Below are 17,145 nucleotides of genomic sequence, written 5' to 3'. Positions count from 1 at the left end.
CACACTCCTGAATCAGGCCGGACGAATCCTGCTCACTGAGGGATAACGCTTATGCAGGATAGGCCTGCCCCCCCGGACCGCCAATAGCCAATCGCCGGATAAAGGCCCAGTCCAATCGTCAGGCAACTTGCTGCAAAATGTCGCGCAATCGGTCCAGAGCAGTGTCGATGTCCAGGGTCTCGATGGCGCCAAAGCCCATGAGAAGCCCATCCCGTGGTGCTTGCTGGTAAAAGAACGTGTCGATCGAATACAGCCCTACTTCGACTTTTTTTGCCAGTTCGATCAGCAATGGCATATCGATAGGCACTTTGAACATAAGCACCATGTGGAATCCGGCCGTGCTTGGAATTGCTTCGAGCCAGGGTGACAGATCGCCGGCAACCCGCGACAGGATGCGTTCTCGCCGCCCGGCATAGATCGTATGGCAGCGGCGGATATGCTTGAGCAGACAGCCTTCGGCGATGAATTTGGCCAGTGCCCATTGGGGCATGGTGGAGGTATGCAAATCGGTGAGTTGCTTGGCGCGGATCACCGCTTCGAGAATCGCCGGCGGCAAAATCGCGTAGCCGAGGCGCAACTCGGGCAACAGGGTTTTCGAAAAGGTGCCGACGTAGGCGACGATGCCGCGTTCATCCATGCTTTGCAGAGAATCTGTGGGCCGGCCCTCGTAGCGGAATTCGCTGTCGTAATCGTCCTCGATGATAATCGCGCCCAACGCGTAGGCGCGCTCCAGCAAGGCTACCCGACGCGCCTGGCTCATGGGTAAGCCGAGGGGAAACTGGTGCGAAGGCGTGACGTAGATCAGTCGGGTGCCGAGGGGGATTTTGTCGACCTGGATGCCTTCGGCGTCGACAGGTACACCGATCACCGTGGCGCCGTGGCTGCCGAACAACAGGCGCGCGGGCGGATAACCAGGATCTTCCATGGCGACAATGCTGCCGGGGCGGGTCATCACGCGGGAGATCAGGTCCAGCGCCTGTTGCGCGCCGTTGCACACCACCACGTCTTCGTCCTGGCAATTCACCCCGCGAGAAAACGCGATGTGCCGGGCGATCGCATTGCGCAGTGCCGGCAGGCCTTCGGGCAGACTGTAGAAGCCTTTGGAGCCGGCCATCTGGCGCAGCGCGTGGGAGGTGCAGCGGCGCCAGTCATCCTGCGGAAACTGCCCTTTGCTGGTGGCGCCACCGATGAAGTCATACCGCAGCGAACCCTCAAGCGTCGGGTGACGCAGAAACACCGGCAAGTTGCGCCACGATTCAATGACTTCGGCGCTGGCCAATTGTGTATGACTTTGCTTGGGCAGCGTTTTGGCGGCCCTGGCATTAACGTAAGTGCCTTTACCGATGACACCCGTCAGGAAGTTTTCATACGTCAGTTGAGCGTAGGTGTCGGAAATGGTCTTGCGTGAGATGCCCAACTGCTCGGCCAGTAAACGGCTGGGGGGCAGTTGCGTTCCGGACGCCAGTCGACCGGATTCGATGGCGCTGCGCAATTGGTTGTACAACTGGCCTGCCAGGTCCTTGCGGCCGTTGATGACAACATGAAGTTCCATACCAGCGGGGCTCCTGGGGCGATTGAGTCGCGTGGGCGTCGCGCCAGATTACCCGCAAGCATCGCCGTGCAGAAGTTGCGCAGGCGAAAAACCGTGAATTGGCCTGCTGTCGGGTGGTCCATCGGTATTTCGCTGAATTGGATCTGTAACGCCGGCGCATCAGCGCCTACCGTAAACAGCATCCGTTAATCTGCGAGGCAGGCCATGACTTCCCGTCTGGATTATTACAGCGCGTCGCCCAAAGCGATGAAGGCGATGATTGCCATGGAGGCGCTGACCAGCAACTTGAGCATCGAACCGGCGCTGTTGCACCTGATCAAGATCCGCGCCTCACAGATCAATGGCTGCGCCTTTTGTACCGACATGCACTCGGTGGATGCGCGGCGCCTTGGCGAGACCGACCGGCGTTTGTATTCGATCGTGGTCTGGCGCGACAGTGGTTTCTTCAACCCCCGAGAGCGGGCGGCGCTGGCCTGGACCGAGGCCGTCACCTTGCTTGCGCAAAACCACGTGCCGGACGACGTCTACGACCAGGCCCGTGAGCAGTTCAGTGAAAACGAGATGGTCGACCTGACCATCGCCGTCACCACGATCAACAGCTGGAACCGCTTGGCTGTGAGTTTTCGGCAGACACCCAGCGGCTGAAGCGGTTGTCACACCAGATTCATCATCAATGCGCAGGATGAGATTTCGGAGGACGGATTGACAGGGAGTCATCGATGTCATTCATACAAACCACAGACCACCAGCGTGCAGCCGAATACTGTTCGCCACTGGCACCCACGGCACCCACGGCATCCTGCCGGACACAGGCCGCGGCGCTTGATCCGCAGCTACTTCAGGCGTTCACCGTCAGTGCCCGTTGCGGCTGTTTCATGCAGGCGGCCCGCAGCCTCAACATCAAGTCGACCCTGCTGCGCAAACAATTGGCACAGCTCGAACGGCAATTGCAGTGTTCACTGTTCAGTCACAGCGACAACGGCATCGCCCTCAGTCGTGAAGGCTTGCAGCTTCAGGGGCAGTTGATTGCGCTGGCCCATGAGCGCGACCTGCCAGTGATCGAACAGCCGTTGGTGCGCCTGGCGGTCGCCGAATCGATCCTGCATGACATTCTCGGCCGCGATCTGGTGGCGTTGTTACGCCGCAACGCCAGTGTGCGTCTGGAGATCATCAGCCTCGACAGCGAACTGGCCCTGCAAGCGGTCAGTGCCGATGTGGTGGTGTGGCTGGCGGGCACCGATTCGCATCTGTCAGGCCCGAGTTTCGCTGTCAATGAACCCCGGCGCCTGGCCCGGCTCGACTACCTGCCACACATCGCCAAGCGCTATTCAAGGGCGGCCTCGCGTCCGGACAGCCTCGATGACCTCGCCGATTTTATGCTGGTGCAATGGCAGCCGCATCGACAGGTCGAGAATTTCGCAGCGTGGAATGCCCTGGTGGACCAGCGTTTGGCGGGCGTTGTGCAGTTGCATTCCTATGAGCTGCTGCTGGAGATGATTCGTTGCAGCGCTTGCATCGGTTTGCTGCCGGGCTACATGAGCCGGTTTGATCGCGGCCTGATTGCGTTGCCAGGGTTGTTTCCCCAGCCGATGCAGCGGCAGGTGTGGATGGCGGTCAATGCGCAGTCTCAGGGAGAGGCCCAAGTAGAGATGATCGTCGAGCTGATCGACAACACCTTTAATGAGCGCAGTGAGTGGTTCAAGGATTAACCAGCGTCCAATGTGGGAGTGAGCCTGCTCGCGATCGCGGTATGTCTGCCGACATTGATAGTGACCGGCACACCGCTATCGCGAGCAGGCTCACTCCTACATTGGGTTATCGCCAGGCGGGTAGACCGCGTTGTAGAGTAAGCGGCCATGTCTGTATCAAGGACGAATCACCCATGCCCGCCAGCGAATCCGCCATTACCCTCGAACGCTTCAACGAGTCCCACCTCGAAGGCATCACCGCGCTGTACAACGAGCCCGCCGTTACCCGGCAAGTCCTGCAAATGCCTTTCCAGTCCATCGAAGTCTGGCGCAAACGCCTGGTCGTCGATGACGAGCGCGCAGTCAAACTGGTGGCGCTGCATGAGGGAACGGTCATTGGCAGCATTGGCCTGGAGCAGTTCACTCGGGTCCGGCGCAGTCATGCCGGCAGCTTCGGCATGGGCGTCTCTACGGCGTGGCAAGGCAAGGGCGTTGGCTCGAAGCTGCTGGCCACCGCGCTGGACATCGCCGACAACTGGATGAACCTGCAACGGATCGAGCTTTCGGTGTACGCCGATAACGAACCGGCCATCAGCTTGTACCGCAAGTTCGGCTTTGAAACCGAAGGCCTGTTTCGTGACTACGCCGTGCGTGATGGCCGGTTCGTCGACACCCTGGGCATGGCGCGGCTGCGGCGCACGCCCAAGGCCGGTTGACTCAGTCGCCCAGTGCAAACGCCACCGCCGCCCGCGCATGCAGTTCGGTGGTGTCGAGCAGGGGCAGGGCGCTGTGCTCGGGTTTGATCAGCAGGCCGATTTCGGTGCAGCCGAGGATGATCGCGTGTGCGCCGCGCCGCGCCAGGGTTTCGATGGCCTGCTGATACACCTGGCGCGATGCTTCACTGATGACCCCGACGCATAACTCGTCATAGATGATCCGGTGCAAGGCCTGACGCTCCTCGGCCTCCGGCACCAACACGGTCAAGCCCATCGCGGTCAGGCGTTCTTTGAGGAAGTCCTGTTCCATGGTGAACGCCGTGCCGAGCAATCCGACCTTCAGCGCGCCCGTGTCGACAGCCGCCTGACCGGCCGGGTCGGCAATGTGCAGGAATGGAATGCCGATCGCAGACTGAATCTGCCCGGCTACCTTGTGCATGGTATTGGTACACAGCACCACGCAATCAGCACCGCCAGCCTCCAGGCGTCGCGCGGCGTCCATCAGAATCTGCGCCGCATCGTCCCAGCGTCCGGCATGCTGGGCCTGTTCGACGGGCCCGAAGTCGACGCTGTACATAAGCAATTTTGCCGAACGCAATGGCCCGAGCCGGTCGCGGACCTGTTGGTTGATGAGGCGGTAATACTCGGCGCTGGACTCCCAGCTCATGCCGCCGATAAGGCCGATGGTGCGCATGGCGTGCTCCTGTTGATGGCAATCCTGTGTTCGAGAGTATCCCGTGGGTCTTCGCTGGGATCTATCAGGAAATTTGAACACGGCGACCTGTCGCTGGCCAATACCGCTCACGCTTTTAGTCGTACGCCCGCCGCGCACATCTGCCATGCTCAAAGTCCGCAGCACCGCTTCAACCAAAGGAACACCGCAATGGACGACGTACAGCAATTGGGTGAGATGCTTCGCCACTACGCAGACAGCGAAGCGCACAAAAAACAACTGTTCGAGTCGCAATCGGCCGTGTGGACGACGCGTATTGGTGAGCTCTTCGATCAGATCCAGCAATGGCTGGAACCGGTCCAGGCGCCAAACCTGCTGGAAGTCCGCCGTGACGTGTATGTCGCCTCCGGGCCGAGCGTTCCAGTCGAGTCGTCGACGTTCAAGACTGAAAAGCTGAGCATCGTGATCGCCGGCAAACCCGTGGAGATCGTGCCGGATGTCATGGGCTCAGGCGGGCAGATTTCCCTGGCGGTGATGGGCCTGACCGCTGCACGTCATGGCAGTATTTCGCTGGTGTGCCTGCCGCCATCCAACAATTGGCAATGGCGCAGGACCAATGGTTTGAAAGACCCCGACACCTTTGGCTTCGATGCGAACTTCCTGGCGCAGCAGTTGCAGAGCCTGATCCCCCGCGAGCGCGGCTGAATGTTCTGAATCTGACACCCTATATCGCGGGCTTGCCCGCGAAGGGTCCCTCGGATCAGCCCCCGATCATTTCAACGCTGGATCCCCCATGTTCATCTTCTTCCAGCCCTGCAACAGCACCTGAGCCTTGGGTTCCTGGCCGTTTTCCAGGTAATACTGGATCAACGACAAGCGCGCATTGCGATTCGCCGGTTGTACTTTGAGCAGGCGCTCAAGCTCTTCGCAAGCCTGATCGACCTTGCCGCTGTCGTGCAAGGCCACCGCCAGTACGTAACCGAATTGCGCGTTGTCCGGCTCCAGTTGCGCGGCCTTGCGCAGCGCCGGCATGGCCTGATCTATTTTCCCCGCACGAATCAACGACAAGCCCTGGGTATGTTGCAACAGGCCCGCATCCGGATGCTCTTTCAGGCTCTGCGCCAATAGCGCCTGCGCCTCCTGGCCACGCCCGCTGGCTTCCAGCCACTGCACCAGTGTCACCAGTGCCGGATAGAAATCCGGGTCACGTTTGAGCGCGGTGCGCAGCAGTGCTTCGACCTCACCGCTGCGACCGCTGGCCTGGTACAACATCGCGAGATTGAGGTTGGCTTCGGCGCGTTCTGCCAGACTCTTCTGCACCTGTTCATACTCGCCGATGGCCACCTCCCAGTTGGCCTGAGCCGTGCCCAGACCATTGCGGGCCACACTGAGCAGTTCGCGTGCCGCAGCGATGCGCACAGCCTTGACTGGATCGGCCAGCAACGGCGTCAGCAGCGGCGCACGCTCCGGTGGCGGCAGGAACGCGCTGATCGCCCGCACTGCGCTTTCACGCACCTGCGGCGCCGGGTTGCGCAGGTCCTCGGTGGCGAGTTTCAACGCCTGCTCGCTGGGGTACAGCGGTAACTCGGCCAGCAGCGTCGAGCGCTGGATCGCCGGCAGGTTGCTGCGTTGCAACTGCTCATACAACGCCAGCGCCGCACCCGGTTGACCGTTGCGAATCAGCCAAAGGCTTTCGTCGTAACGTGGCGCCGGCACGGCGGTGGCACTGGCACTGGCACTGGAACTGGCAATGCTCCAGAGCTTGAACTGCTCGGTAATCTTGTCGCCGGCCTTGCCCTGATGGCAGGTCAGGCAGGCGTCCGGCGTGCCAAGTTTTTTCGCTCGTTCAGGGTTGGGGATGCTGAAGCTGTGGTCATGCCGCAAGTCATTGCCCATATAGAATTTGCCGGGCATGTGGCAATCCACGCATTGCGAACCCGGCTGGCCCATGGCGTGACGGGTGTGTTCGATGGAGTCGTAATTCTTCGCTTGCAAGCCCTTGCCATCGACGCCGGCCACCGGGGTCTTGCCGGCAGTGTTGTGACATTGCAGGCAGACGCCGTTGCCCGGCGCTTTCAGTTCGGTGCTGTGGGGATTGTGGCAATTGCTGCAGCGCACACCCTTGTCGAACATTTTGCTCTGGGCGAATGAGCCGTGTTCGAATACTTCATCCTTGATTTTGCCATCCAGCGCGTACAACTCTCGGGTCAGCGTGCTCGGCAAATAGTCATCCATCAAGCGCTTGCCGACGGTGAAGCCATCCCCCAGCGGTGCACGTCGAGCGTGGCAGCGCGCGCAGGTTTCGATCTCGACGGTGGCGTCCTTGTCCTTGAGGTCGACGGCGAAACCGGCGTGGATCAGGTCACCTTTCTTCGCGGTCCATTCCAGGTGATTCGACGCCGGACCGTGGCACGCCTGACAGCCGACGCCGAGGCTGTTCCAGTGACTGTCGAAGGTGTTTTTATCCGCGTCGAAATTTCGTTTGTAGCCCGTGGTGTGGCATTCGACGCACATGAAATTGGCGTTCTGGCTCGGTTTGCTCCAGTGCAGCGGGTTTTTGAAAGTTACACCCTGGCCCTGATACAGGTGAAACCAGCGGTGCTTCTCGGTATCCCAGGCAACGCCCAACGCTTGCAAGCGACCTTCGCCGACTTCGATCAGGTATTGCTGCAACGGCGCGATGCCAAAGGTGTAGGCCACTTTGAAGCCTGCGTTCTTGCCGTCAATGCCCGGCGTATTGACCCAGAATTCATCGTTCTGGCGCGAGAAACGGGTGGTTTCGTTTTCCGCTTTGAAGGTGACGTTATTGAAATCGCCGAGCATTGTTTCGGCGGTGGCTTCCTGCATCGCCAACTGGTGATGCGAGCCTTGCCAATCCTTCACTTGCCCGCTGTGGCAACCCTGGCATTGCTGCTCATCGACCATCTTCGCCGGTGCCACAGCCACGGGTTGCGGCTTGATCGGCGCCGTGATGGGGGCACTGGCCGGCGCATACGCCACCGGGGTCGGTTTGCTGCTGAACAGAAACCAGCCGATGCCCGCGATAGCGAGCAGCAACACGCCGATGAGGAGGGGGAACAGGTAACGAGCAATCGAGTTCGGGGGCGAATCAGGGTTTGGGTTCTGCGCGTTGTTTTTATGTTTCGGCATTGCGACTTCCATAGTCCAGGGGCGTTTGCCGTGAGGCGCGCGGTCTAGCTCGATGCAGCTTTGCCGGATGACCGGTGTCTGTCAATTGGCGCCTGCGATCTACCGCGCGGCGATAGATGAATATTCTGATTTTTTGCAGCAGAGTGCGTTGGATTGGCTATACCTGTAACACCGTATCCCAACCGTTGTTGCCCGTCTTACAGGAGTTACCGCATGAAGTTTGCATTAACGATGAGCACTCTGTGCATCGCCTCGATCGGCCTGGTGGGTTGTGCCAGCGACAAGGTCGAGCCGGACCAGTATTCGGGGTTCCTCAAGGACTACAGCCAGCTCAAGGAAGCCAAGTCACCTTCGGGGGCGGTGGTGATGCGCTGGATTGATCCGAAGCTCGATATCGATAAATTCAAAAGCGTGTACATCGAACCGACCCAGCTGTATCCGAAGCCTGAACCCACGGTAAAAATCCCTCAGGCCACCCTGAACGGTATCACTGGCTATTACGACCAGGCGCTCAAGCGTGAATTGGGCAAATCGCTGCCGTTGGCGTCCGGCCCTGGCCCGGGTGTGATCGTAGTGCGCGCGGCGATCACTGCGGTCACCAGCAAGACCCAAAGCCTGAAGCCTTATGAAGTGATCCCGATTGCCCTGGTGGCCGCGGCGGTAAGTACGGCCAGCGGGATTCGTGATCAGGACACCGACCTCGCCACCGAAGCGGTATTCCTCGATGGCGGCAACAATAAAGTCGTGGCTCAGGTGGTGCGCAAAGGTACCGGCAAGCCGCTGGAAAACGATGCTCAGGTGATGAAGGCCGCTGACGTGAAAGGTGTGATCGATGGCTGGGCGTCGGATTTGCATCAGTCGTATCTGAAACTTAAATCCAAGTAATGCGTAGCGGCTGATGGCCTCTTCGTGAGCGGGCTCGCTCCCACAAATGCGTTTCCACAGTGGGAGCGAGCCTGCTCGCGAAGGCGGTCTGTCATTCTCCGACAAACCACTTGTAATACGGATTCCCGCCATCCCCGCGCATCACCTCGCGGATATCCCTGGCCCACGCATCACGGTCGCCGTCATACGCATGCAGGCTCGCCCGATAGAACTGCATCAACCGTTGCTGATGTGCATTCATGCGCTCGACAAAGCCCGCATCGGCATTCACCAGCGGTGGCTCCACACGTAAATCGAGCAGGGTCGGCAGCACGCGGCTGATCTCCTTGGCGCGCACCCATGGCGCGTATTCGATTCGGGGTTGGTCGTCGGTTACCGGCAGCGCATCGGCAGCGAAACGTTCGAGACCGGCGCGATCCGTCACCCACGTCGCCAGCAACGCCGCCGCCGAGCCAATGCCCACGTCCTGCAAAGTGCTACGAACGGAGTCCTGCTGAAAGCGCTGGCTGATTTTCGCCGCGTCCAGCTCAATCGGCTCCAGCGAACCTACCAGCAGCATTTCGTGAAACTCGCTGGTCCACAGCGTCGGGTAGGGGAAGACATCAAGGAAGCTGCGCACCAGCGAGCGCGAATCGTCGATGTTCTGTGTCGGTAACGGTAACCATTGGGCGACCAGGCCGTTTTTCTCAAGGCGACTGGCGGCGAGTTGGTAGAAGTCGCGCGAATACAGATTCACCACGCCGGCAGCGGAGGGCGGCGGCGGTTCGAGGGTGATCAGGTCGTAGGTTTGCGGGGAGCGCAGCAGTTCCTGACGCCCGTCGCGTAGTCGAACATCCACCGCCGGATCAGCGGCCGCATTGAAGTTGCCTTTGAACAGTGGCGCGGCTTTCACCACCGAGGGCAGCAATTCGGCGACCACGCGATGCTCAAGTCCCGGGTAGCGGGTGAGGGCGCCCGCGGTGATGCCGGTGCCGAAGCCGATCACCAGCGCCGAACGCGGCTCTCCCTTGTGGATCAGCAGTGGCAACAGCGCCTGAATGCGCATGTAGCGCAACGAAGGCATGGCATCCCCGGTGTTCGACACGCCCTGGATATATAGCCGTTGAAAGGCTTTCTGCCCCTTGCCCTGAGTGACCACGGCCACTGTGCCGCCGCGTCCTTCTTCATAGAATGCGAGCGTGCCGTTGCGGGCGCCGGGCAGCAGACTGGCGAGTTTGTCGACCGGGGTGAATGCCACGACGATCAGCGACAGCAGGCCGATGGCAACCACGGCGTGGCGCCGGCCTTTCTTGACGTGATGCCCTTTGCGCACCGCGAAATAACCGATGCCGGCCGCGATGATCGCCAGCAGCCCCAAGGTGCGGACCAAACCCAGCGACGGAATCAGCAGGAACCCGCAGAGCATGACGCCGATGATCCCGCCCAGGGTATTGAAAGCGATCACGGCACCAACGTCCTTGCCCACGTGGGCAGGCCCCACGCTCAGGCGCAGCGCCAGCGGAAATGCAGCACCCAGCAACAGGGTCGGCACGAACACGATGCTCAACGCCGCCACCGCAAAACGTGCGCTCATGCCCAGCAACTCGCTACCGCCCATGGCCAGCGCGAGGGTTTCAGCCTGGGATTGCAGCAGCACCAGCCAACGTCCGAGGAAGGCCACTTCCAGCAAGGCGATCAGACCGGCGCCGGCAATCAGCAAGCCGAACACGCCCCACGGATCGCGAATACGATCGACCCGACGGGCCAGCAAAATGCTGCCGAGAAACAACCCGGTGAGGTACGTCGCCAGTACCACGGCAAACGCGTAAGTGCGGGTGCTCATGAACTGCACGATGGATTGCGACCAGACGACTTCGTAACCCAGCGCCACGCCGCCGGCGATGGAGTAGAGCCACAGCGCCAGGCGCTCAGGCGCTTTCTTGGCGTGGGGATGTTTGGCCGTGGCTTCGACCGGCGTCAGCCGATGGCGCTGAAACCACAGCGCTCCGGCGGCAGCCAGCAGGTTCAGCATCGCGGCGGCCAACGCACTGCCGCGCACGCCGAGGGTGGCGATCATTACAAACGCGGCAAGCAGGGTGCCGGCAATGGCGCCAGCGGTGTTCGCCGCATAGAGTTGGCCACCGGCCTTGCCCAGATGCAGCGGGTCGGCAGCGAGCGAACGCATCAGCACCGGCAGCGTGCCGCCCATCAACAGTGCCGGAATGCCGACCAGCGCGAACGGCAACAGCCATGCCGCGACACCAATGTGCTGCTCCAGCCAGGCGAACGGGCTGGCCGCGAGGCTCATGGCAAACGTCGCGCCGACGCCCAGCACGGCCACCGCGACTTCCAGCCCGGCATACAGCAACACCGGCTGCTGCATGCGATCCGCCCAGCGCCCGAACAGCAATCCACCCAACGCCAGCCCGGCGAAAAACGCACTGATACCGGCGGTGATTGCATACACCTCGACGCCGACCACCAATGACAGCTGCTTGATCCACAGCACCTGGTACACCAGCGCCGCGGCACCAGAAATGAACAGCAGCAGGGCGGGGATCAGCAACGCGGGGGAGGCGGTGTGAGTAACAGGTATGGCCGACGACTTACTGGCGACACGTGAGGACATAGGGCTGTTGCCTTGTACAAAATTCAAATTAAACACAAACCCTTGTAGGAGCTGGCTTGTCGAACCGTCGCACCGCAGCGATGGCAATGGTCCAGGCACTGATTTATTGGCTGGAAGACCGCTATCGCTGGCAAGCCAGTTCCTACAGGGGACGTGTTCGCAATCTGGTAAAAGGGCCGCTCGCCGGTGAGGGCGAGCGGCGTTCAAGCGGTGTTACTGAGCCGGTTGATTCTTCATTTTTTCAGCGATTTTTGCGTCCACTGCCGCGCGAATCTGGTCAACGCTGAAGCTGGCCGGTTTCTGGCTTGGCGGATATTCGATGAATGTCTGCAGGAACACCGCCGCCTTACCGGTGGCCACGGCCGCCAGATAAACGTTCTTGGTCGACCAATCGTAATACTGGTCGGAAACGATGTCGGCGCGTTCGTAAGGGTCCATTCGCAAGTTGAGGATTTTCGGCACCCGCAGGCACACAAAGGGCTCGCTCCATACCTTGAAGCCGCCGGGTTCACGTTGCTCACAGAACACCGCCTTCCAGTTGTCAAAACGCATCGACACCAGCACGCCGTCATCGTTGAAGTAGTAGAACTCCTTGCGCTCGCCTTTGGGTTGTTGCCCGGTCAGGTAAGGCAGCTGGTTATAACCGTCCAGGTGCACCTTGAAGTTGGTGCCACCGGAAGTCGGTGCCCAGCCTTTGAGCAGCTTGTTGCTGACATCGGTTTCGCCAGCAGCAGCCAGCAGCGTCGGGAACCAGTCCAGACCGGAGAACATCTCGTTGGATACTTCACCGCCCTTGATCTTGCCCGGCCAGCGAATGATCGCCGGAACGCGATAAGCGCCTTCCCAGTTGGAGTTCTTCTCGTTGCGGAACGGCGTGGTCGCCGCGTCCGGCCAGGAAAACTGGTTCGGTCCGTTATCGGTGGTGTAGACGACAATGGTGTTGTCGGTGATTTTCAGGTCATCCAGGGTTTTCAGCAATTTACCGACGTCACCGTCGTGCTCGAGCATACCGTCCGCATACTCGTTGCCGGGCATACCGCTTTGGCCCAGCATCGACTGACGCACGTGAGTGAACACGTGCATGCGGGTGGTGTTCATCCAGACGAAAAACGGTTTGTCCGCCTTCGCCTGTTTCTCGATGAACGCCTGTGCCGCCGCGGTGGTTTCGTCGTCGATGGTTTCCATGCGCTTGGTGGTCAACGCGCCGGTGTCTTCGATTTTGCCGTCCGCGAAACTGTGAATCACACCCCGTGGGGCATAGGACTTGAGGAACTCGGCGTCGTCCTTCGGCCAGTACGGGCGTTCAGGTTCTTCCTCGGCATTGAGGTGGTACAGGTTGCCGAAGAACTCGTCGAAGCCATGATTGGTCGGCAAGTATTCGTCCTTGTCACCCAAATGATTCTTGCCGAACTGGCCCGTGGCGTAGCCTTGGGATTTCAGCGCTTGGGCGATGGTGATGTCGCGTTTTTGCAATCCGACCGGTGCCCCAGGCGCGCCGACCTTCGACAGACCGGTACGCAACGGCGTCTGCCCGGTGATGAACGACGAGCGCCCGGCGGTGCAGCTGTTCTCCGCGTAGTAATCGGTGAACATCATGCCTTCCTTGGCAATCCGGTCGATGTTGGGAGTCTTGTACCCGACCACGCCCATGGAATAGGCGCTGATATTGGTCTGGCCGATGTCATCGCCAAAAATAACGAGAATGTTTGGTTTTTCGGCGGCCCCGGCAGTTGCCGAAATCGCCATGACCGAGGCCGCCACCAGGGCGAGTTTCGGTAGCCACTTGCGTATGCGAGTCATCTGACTTGCTCCTTTTGCACTGGCGTCGCGTGGTGCGACAAACGTTTATTGCAGTCCTGCGTCACGCTCTTTATTGCACTTGCCCCGGTGTGGCGGCCTCGTATGGATAGATCCGGCGCCATTCGGCCGCCATGTCCACGATAGTCCAGCCACGGTTTTTTGCTTCGTCGAGCGCCTTGTCCAGGCGCCCGATATCGGAATTTCGGTCGTAGGCCCATTCGCGCTTGGCATCGGTGTGATGCACCAGGCCCATGAAGCGCTTGCCCGGTCCGGCGGCGGTCCACTGCAGCATTTGCAGGTCGCCGTCGGAATTGCCGAAGGCGAGGATCGGACGTTTGCCGATAACGGCATCAATGCTTTCGGGTTTGCCCGGGCCGTCGTCGTTGTGCGCCAGTTTCGGTGTGCGCAGGATCGAGGCTTTGCCGTCCTTGTACTGGAACGCCGTGACAAATGTGGTGCCGATCACTTGCTCCGGCGCAATGCCGTAGACCTTCTCGGCAAACGCACGCATGAACGCGGTGTCGCCGCCCGAAACGATGTAGGTCTTGAAGTCCTGGCTGCGCAGGTAATCGAGCATTTCCAGCATCGGCTGGAAGATCATTTCGGTGTAGGGCCTGCCTGTCTTCGGGTGTTTGGCCTGACTCAGCCAGGTCTTGGCGTAGTCGTCGAAGGCTTCGGCGGTCATGCCGGTGTGGGTGGCGCCGAAAATCTTGAGAATGCCGTCCATGCCCGCTGCTGCGAGGGCCTTGTGATCGTTTTCCAGTACGGCTTGAAACGGCTGGGTGGTTTTCCATTCCGGATGCTGCGGCGCGGTGCGCTTGACCTCGTCCAGGGCGAACAGCAACTCGAAATACATCGGCTGCTCGCTCCACAAGGTGCCGTCGTTGTCGAACACGGCGATGCGGTCCGCCGGTTTGACGAAATCCTTGCTGGACTGGTCGGTGACGGTCTGCACGAACTCGATGATGTTTTTCTTCGCCGGGCCGTCGGTCCACGAGGGCAAGGGTTCGGTAGCCTGAGCCAGCAGCGGCAGCGCGAGGGCGAAGAACAACGTCAGCCCGAAACGGTGGCGAGTTGAAATCGGGTTCGTCATGGGAATTCCTTCTCGTGGACGGGGTTGAGTGGACGTAATGCGGGAGCGGTCCGGGCATTGCTGCGCTGAGTCTGCGCATGCAGCTCAGACAAGGTTTGTTTGAGTTGACGCAGCGCCTGCTCCTCGGATGATTTCTTGCTGTAACAGGCGCGTAACAGGTCCTGCAGACGGGGACCGAGGGCGCTCAATTTCCAGCCGCCTTGGCTACGTTTGAGCCACAGATATAGCGCGCTCAGTTGGGCCGGTTTTGCGTCGATTTGCGCCGGAATCTGCCGCCAGGCGTAATCGGCGGATTGCAGCCAGGCGGCATGCCGGTCGCGGCGTCGGGCTTGCAGGGCAACGTATCCGCGATGCACGAAAGGACGCGCAAGCCAGCCCAATAGCGCCACCGCGGACAGCAGCGCCAGGACAACCAGCCAACGGCCAGAGAACCGTAGGCGATTTGGCTGACCGAGTCTTTGCAGGTCTTCTGTGATCGAGAACATCGGCTTGTAAGCGTCGTTGACCACCGCGTCGAAGATCAAGGCGGGCACTTGGGCCGTGCGGGTTTGCTGGCTGCTGGCGTCCCACCATTTCACCTCGATGGCCGGCAGCGTGTGGCTACCCTCGGTATCGATCCGATAGCTCGCGGTGTCGATGCGCTGGCCGCCAGTGAAGTTGCCACGACCGTCGTCCAGGGTTTTGATTTGCGGAGCCTTCGGGTAGCGACTCAGACCGCTGACATCGACCAGCGTCGGCACCGGCAAAGACATGGCGAGTGCGCCGTCGGCCTGCAAGGTGAGCTCGCGGGTGAGGCTGTCGCCGACTTTCAGGGGTGTCGCCGACTGGGTGACTTTTTGCGTGAAACGCAGGGCTTGCGCGACCAGCACCGGCTCATCAGGGTTGAACCCCGGCGGTTGCGTGGCGGTGAAGTGCAACGGCTGGGATTGTGCGTTCAGCGGCGCGCTGGCCTGGCCGGGAGACACTCGCACGGTCAGCGGTGGAATGTCGAAACTGCGGGCCAGGTTCGGCGAGATGCGATAGCTGTAGCGCATGCCATTGAACGATTTGCCGTCCAGCGTCTGATTGATATGTTCGGCGTGGCCGTCGGGTGGCAAGACCAGTGCGCCGGGGAGTTTCAGGTCGGGCAGGGTGGGGGCGTCGGTGAACCAGGTGTCTGTGAGGACGTCGAGTTGCAGTTCGAGCAGGCCGCCGACCATCACGGAATCGGCGGGATGCAGGCGGGTTTGAATGCGCAGGTCGGGTTCGGCGGCGAAGGTGTTGAGGCTGAGCAGGCAGAGGAGTATGGCGCCGAATTTTGTGATGAATGAGCCGACGCCATCGCGAGCAGGCTCACTCCCACAGGGGTTCCGTGTGCTCAATGTGGGAGTGAGCCTGCTCGCGATGGCCGTGACTCGGTTCATGGTTTGCCCCCGGCCTGATCCTGCAAACTGAATTTCTGCTTGAGGAATTTCGCCGGCGACGTCGTCAGGTTTTGCAACCACAGCGCATCCGAACTCGCTTGTTCGGTCTGCACCTTTTTGCTCTGGCCCTTGCCCGGCGCCTTGTCCATTTTGATTTCGTCGGGCTTGACCTCGGGCGCGTTCTGCTCGGCGCTTTCGGTGTCTTTCTGCAGGGCGATGGCCAAGGCCAGGTTGGCCGTGGCTTCCGGAAACTGCGGCTGCAACTTCAATGCCTGGGTATACGCCGAAATGGCCTGATCAAACTTGAAGCGGCGCACGTAAATATTGCCCAGATAAAAATACGCCTGGGGCGTTTCCAAGCGCGCAAAACTCGCCAGCGCCAAGTCGAAATCCGCCGCGTTATAAGCGGCGATGCCCTTCCAGTATGGGTCGACAAATTGTGCGGCGGCCTGCGGGAAGTGCTGATGTTCAAAGGCCCAGCGACCTTGCTGGTCCGGGGTGAAAAACGCATCGGTCAAGGTGTTGGCTTCAGCGCTGCTCGGCTGCAAACCCAACCCCAGTGCCAGCAGGAACCCGGCCATCCAGTTCAGGCTCCAGCCCTTGCGCACGCTGAAAAACGCGATCAGCAACAGCGGCCAGCACAACCAGTAACCGGCGTCTTTCCAGTGCAACTCACGCTGTTCATCACTGGCGGCCTGAAAATGCTGCTCGGCGTGCAGTTCGACCCAATCCAGATCGTCGTCATTGAGCGTCAGGCTGCCCAGCGGCGCATCCACCGCGGAAGCCAGTTGCTTGAGCGCGGCCTGATCAAAACTGCCGAGGGTCGGCCGACCGTTGCTGTCGGTGCGCGGCTGGCCATTGGCATCGTGGATGATCCCGCCGTCCTCGTTACCCACGGCGAGGATCAGCACCTGCAGGCCGCTGCCGTCGAGTTGATTGTCCAGACCGGTGAGCTGCGAGGTGTCTGCGCCATCGGTGATCAGCAACAAGGTGCCCGGGGTTTTTTCGGCCGCCAACAGCCGTTTGGCCTCGTCGATCACCGCGCCGACATTCTTCCCCGGTTTGCCGATCAGGTCGGTACTCAACGCTTCAATAAAAGTGTCGAGCAGCGCCGGATCGTCGGTTGCCGGTAACACCAGATGCGCGCTGCCGGCATAGGCGATCAGCGCGTTGCGGGCGCCGGCGCGACGCTGGATCAGGTCGTGCAACTTGTGTTTGGCGGCTTCCAGGCGACTCGGCGCGACGTCGCTGGCGTCCATCGACGGCGACAGATCAATGGCAATGATCAGCGGCGCGCGGTTCTCCAGAAAGTCCGGCCGGTCCTGTTCCCAGGTTGGCCCGGCGGCGGCAACACCACCCAGGATCAACAAGGCGCAAATCAGGTGCACCGGCCGCAGGCGTTGCTGATCCTGCGGGGTGATCAGCAAGTGCGGCAGCAGGTGTTCGGCAATGTTGCTGCGCCAGCGTCGCTGCACATCGCGATTGCGGCGCCACAGTAGCGGGAGCGACGCGGCGAACGGCAGCAGCAATAACCAGAGTGGACGCAGGAAGTGGACATCGCTGAGGTTGATCTCCAT

Annotated in this window: 13 protein-coding genes; 5 read left to right on the top strand and 8 right to left on the bottom strand. The window is 60.7% G+C overall.

What is annotated here, in order from left to right; all coding sequences use genetic code 11:
• Positions 1–118 precede the first annotated feature (118 nt).
• On the bottom strand, positions 119–1,552 hold the full coding sequence (gene pdxR, locus ACYZT4_RS07840) for a MocR-like pyridoxine biosynthesis transcription factor PdxR (protein ID WP_461986685.1): 1,434 nt from the start codon (positions 1,550–1,552) through the stop codon (positions 119–121).
• A 204-nt stretch (positions 1,553–1,756) separates the two neighbouring features.
• Between pdxR and ACYZT4_RS07835 the strand changes: the two genes are divergently transcribed.
• The 3 genes from ACYZT4_RS07835 to ACYZT4_RS07825 all read left to right on the top strand — a co-directional run bounded on the left by ACYZT4_RS07835 (position 1,757) and on the right by ACYZT4_RS07825 (position 3,956).
• Positions 1,757–2,197, top strand: coding sequence for a carboxymuconolactone decarboxylase family protein (locus tag ACYZT4_RS07835; RefSeq protein ID WP_461986683.1), 441 nt, complete (start codon positions 1,757–1,759; stop codon positions 2,195–2,197).
• A gap of 74 nt (positions 2,198–2,271) precedes the next feature.
• A complete protein-coding gene (locus tag ACYZT4_RS07830) occupies positions 2,272–3,261 on the top strand; it encodes a LysR substrate-binding domain-containing protein (protein ID WP_461986681.1) in 990 nt (329 codons plus the stop codon).
• A 173-nt stretch (positions 3,262–3,434) separates the two neighbouring features.
• A complete protein-coding gene (locus tag ACYZT4_RS07825) occupies positions 3,435–3,956 on the top strand; it encodes a GNAT family N-acetyltransferase (RefSeq protein WP_461986679.1) in 522 nt (173 codons plus the stop codon).
• A gap of 1 nt (position 3,957) precedes the next feature.
• Here the strand turns inward: ACYZT4_RS07825 and ACYZT4_RS07820 are convergent, their stop codons facing one another.
• Complete coding sequence (locus ACYZT4_RS07820) at positions 3,958–4,650, bottom strand: aspartate/glutamate racemase family protein (RefSeq protein WP_461986677.1); 693 nt, start codon at positions 4,648–4,650, stop codon at positions 3,958–3,960.
• Positions 4,651–4,839: 189 nt separating this feature from the next.
• Between ACYZT4_RS07820 and ACYZT4_RS07815 the strand changes: the two genes are divergently transcribed.
• Positions 4,840–5,334 carry a hypothetical protein gene (locus ACYZT4_RS07815; protein ID WP_461986675.1) on the top strand — a complete coding sequence of 165 codons (495 nt, stop codon included), beginning with the start codon at positions 4,840–4,842 and terminating at the stop codon, positions 5,332–5,334.
• Positions 5,335–5,400: 66 nt separating this feature from the next.
• Here ACYZT4_RS07815 and ACYZT4_RS07810 read toward each other — a convergent pair whose 3' ends face one another.
• Positions 5,401–7,779 carry a tetratricopeptide repeat protein gene (locus ACYZT4_RS07810; protein WP_461986673.1) on the bottom strand — a complete coding sequence of 793 codons (2,379 nt, stop codon included), beginning with the start codon at positions 7,777–7,779 and terminating at the stop codon, positions 5,401–5,403.
• A 213-nt stretch (positions 7,780–7,992) separates the two neighbouring features.
• Between ACYZT4_RS07810 and ACYZT4_RS07805 the strand changes: the two genes are divergently transcribed.
• Positions 7,993–8,664, top strand: coding sequence for a DUF3313 domain-containing protein (locus ACYZT4_RS07805; RefSeq protein ID WP_461986671.1), 672 nt, complete (start codon positions 7,993–7,995; stop codon positions 8,662–8,664).
• Positions 8,665–8,755: 91 nt separating this feature from the next.
• Here ACYZT4_RS07805 and ACYZT4_RS07800 read toward each other — a convergent pair whose 3' ends face one another.
• The 5 genes from ACYZT4_RS07800 to ACYZT4_RS07780 all read right to left on the bottom strand — a co-directional run bounded on the left by ACYZT4_RS07800 (position 8,756) and on the right by ACYZT4_RS07780 (position 17,145).
• On the bottom strand, positions 8,756–11,272 hold the full coding sequence (locus ACYZT4_RS07800) for a fused MFS/spermidine synthase (RefSeq protein ID WP_461986669.1): 2,517 nt from the start codon (positions 11,270–11,272) through the stop codon (positions 8,756–8,758).
• Positions 11,273–11,485: 213 nt separating this feature from the next.
• Positions 11,486–13,072 carry an arylsulfatase gene (locus ACYZT4_RS07795; RefSeq protein ID WP_461986667.1) on the bottom strand — a complete coding sequence of 529 codons (1,587 nt, stop codon included), beginning with the start codon at positions 13,070–13,072 and terminating at the stop codon, positions 11,486–11,488.
• Positions 13,073–13,142: 70 nt separating this feature from the next.
• Positions 13,143–14,165 (bottom strand): HAD family hydrolase, encoded by a 1,023-nt coding sequence (locus ACYZT4_RS07790; RefSeq protein WP_461986665.1) that lies wholly within the window; start codon positions 14,163–14,165, stop codon positions 13,143–13,145.
• Positions 14,162–15,568 (bottom strand): hypothetical protein, encoded by a 1,407-nt coding sequence (locus ACYZT4_RS07785; protein ID WP_461986663.1) that lies wholly within the window; start codon positions 15,566–15,568, stop codon positions 14,162–14,164. Before ACYZT4_RS07785 ends, ACYZT4_RS07790 begins: the two co-directional genes overlap by 4 nt.
• Positions 15,565–17,145, bottom strand: a complete 1,581-nt coding sequence (locus ACYZT4_RS07780) for a VWA domain-containing protein (protein ID WP_461986661.1) — start codon at positions 17,143–17,145, stop codon at positions 15,565–15,567. The genes ACYZT4_RS07785 and ACYZT4_RS07780 overlap by 4 nt, the downstream gene beginning before the upstream one ends.

The sequence above is a fragment of the Pseudomonas sp. GB2N2 genome (assembly GCF_054897705.1).
The sequence above is the reverse complement of the archived record's forward strand: the minus strand, read 5'-3'. Positions and strand labels throughout refer to the sequence as shown.